Origin of the sequence: Malaciobacter halophilus, from assembly GCF_002837275.1 — a bacterium.
GTDB lineage: Bacteria > Campylobacterota > Campylobacteria > Campylobacterales > Arcobacteraceae > Malaciobacter > Malaciobacter halophilus.
In genome coordinates, this window is sequence record NZ_NXIF01000001.1 from 1 (window position 1) to 1,877 (window position 1,877).

Sequence of the window (1,877 nt, forward strand, 5' to 3'; positions counted from 1 at the left end):
TTTTTTGAACTTATATTTGACTTCTTGGTGGAGAATAGCGGGATCGAACCGCTGACCTCCTGCGTGCAAGGCAGGCGCTCTCCCAGCTGAGCTAATTCCCCATAAAAGTTATCTCTTTTCATGGTGGGCCTACCAGGACTTGAACCTGGGACCTCACGATTATCAGTCGAGCGCTCTAGCCAGCTGAGCTATAGGCCCATTCTTCACCTATGTCTTAAATAACCTTTATAAACTGAATATATTGATATTTCGAGTCGAAAGCTTTGACCCTTTCGTCTCTTCTCTGAAAGGAGGTGATCCAACCGCAGGTTCTCCTACGGTTACCTTGTTACGACTTCACCCCAGTCGCTAATTCCACTGTGGAGGGTAGCTATCTTAGCATCCCCGCTTCGAGTGAAATCAACTCCCATGGTGTGACGGGCGGTGAGTACAAGACCCGGGAACGTATTCACCGTAGCATTGCTGATCTACGATTACTAGCGATTCCAACTTCAAGTAGTCGAGTTGCAGACTACTATCCGAACTGGGAGGTATTTTTTAGATTTGCTCCACATCACTGTATTGCTGCTCTTTGTATACCCCATTGTAGCACGTGTGTAGCCCTGGTCGTAAGGGCCATGATGACTTGACGTCGTCCTCACCTTCCTCCTGGTTGCCCAGGCAGTCTCGTTAGAGTTCTCAGCCGTACTGTTAGCAACTAACGACGAGGGTTGCGCTCGTTGCGGGACTTAACCCAACATCTCACGACACGAGCTGACGACAGCCGTGCAGCACCTGTATATAAGCTTCTGCAAGCAGACACCCATCTATCTCTAAATGGTTCTTACTATGTCAAGACCAGGTAAGGTTCTTCGCGTATCGTCGAATTAAACCACATGCTCCACCGCTTGTGCGGGTCCCCGTCTATTCCTTTGAGTTTTAATCTTGCGACCGTACTCCCCAGGCGGTACACTTAATGTGTTAACTGCATTACTGCCATGTCGAGCATGGCAACAACTAGTGTACATCGTTTAGGGCGTGGACTACCAGGGTATCTAATCCTGTTTGCTCCCCACGCTTTCGCGTCTCAGCGTCAGTTATGTTCCAGTAGATCGCCTTCGCAATCGGTATTCCTTCTGATCTCTACGGATTTTACCCCTACACCAGAAATTCCATCTACCTCTCCCATACTCTAGATAGACAGTTTTAGAAGCAGTTCTATGGTTGAGCCATAGGATTTCACTCCTAACTTATCTATCCGCCTACACGCTCTTTACGCCCAGTGATTCCGAGTAACGCTTGCGCCCTCCGTATTACCGCGGCTGCTGGCACGGAGTTAGCCGGCGCTTATTCATATAGTACCGTCATTTTCTTCCTATATAAAAGGAGTTTACGCACCGAAATGTGTCATCCTCCACGCGGCGTTGCTGCATCAGGGTTTCCCCCATTGTGCAATATTCCCCACTGCTGCCTCCCGTAGGAGTCTGGACCGTGTCTCAGTTCCAGTGTGACTGATCATCCTCTCAAACCAGTTAAGCGTCATTGCCTTGGTGAGCTCTTACCTCACCAACTAGCTGATACTGTACAGGCCGATCTCTAAGCACTAAAGCGTTTCCCTTGCATACTTTCGTATTAAAGGCATATAAGGTATTAGCAGACGTTTCCATCTGTTATCCCTTTCTTAGAGGCACGTTACCTATATATTACTCACCCGTGCGCCACTTAGCTGACAATTATAGCAAGCTATAATCCGTTCTCGTTCGACTTGCATGTGTTAAGCACGCCGCCAGCGTTCACTCTGAGCCAGGATCAAACTCTCCAAATGTTTATCTTTGAATGTTTAATTCTCTGACTAATTAATCTCTTAATTACTCGTGTTATAGACGAAGAATTTTTTT

General features: G+C 47.4%; 2 tRNA genes and 1 rRNA gene. All 3 read right to left on the reverse strand.

What is annotated here, in order from left to right:
* Positions 1–25 precede the first annotated feature (25 nt).
* Positions 26–101, reverse strand: a tRNA-Ala gene (locus tag CP960_RS00005).
* Positions 102–121: 20 nt separating this feature from the next.
* Positions 122–198: transfer RNA gene (locus tag CP960_RS00010), tRNA-Ile, on the reverse strand.
* A gap of 88 nt (positions 199–286) precedes the next feature.
* Positions 287–1,804, reverse strand: a 16S ribosomal RNA gene (locus tag CP960_RS00015).
* Positions 1,805–1,877: the final 73 nt, after the last annotated feature.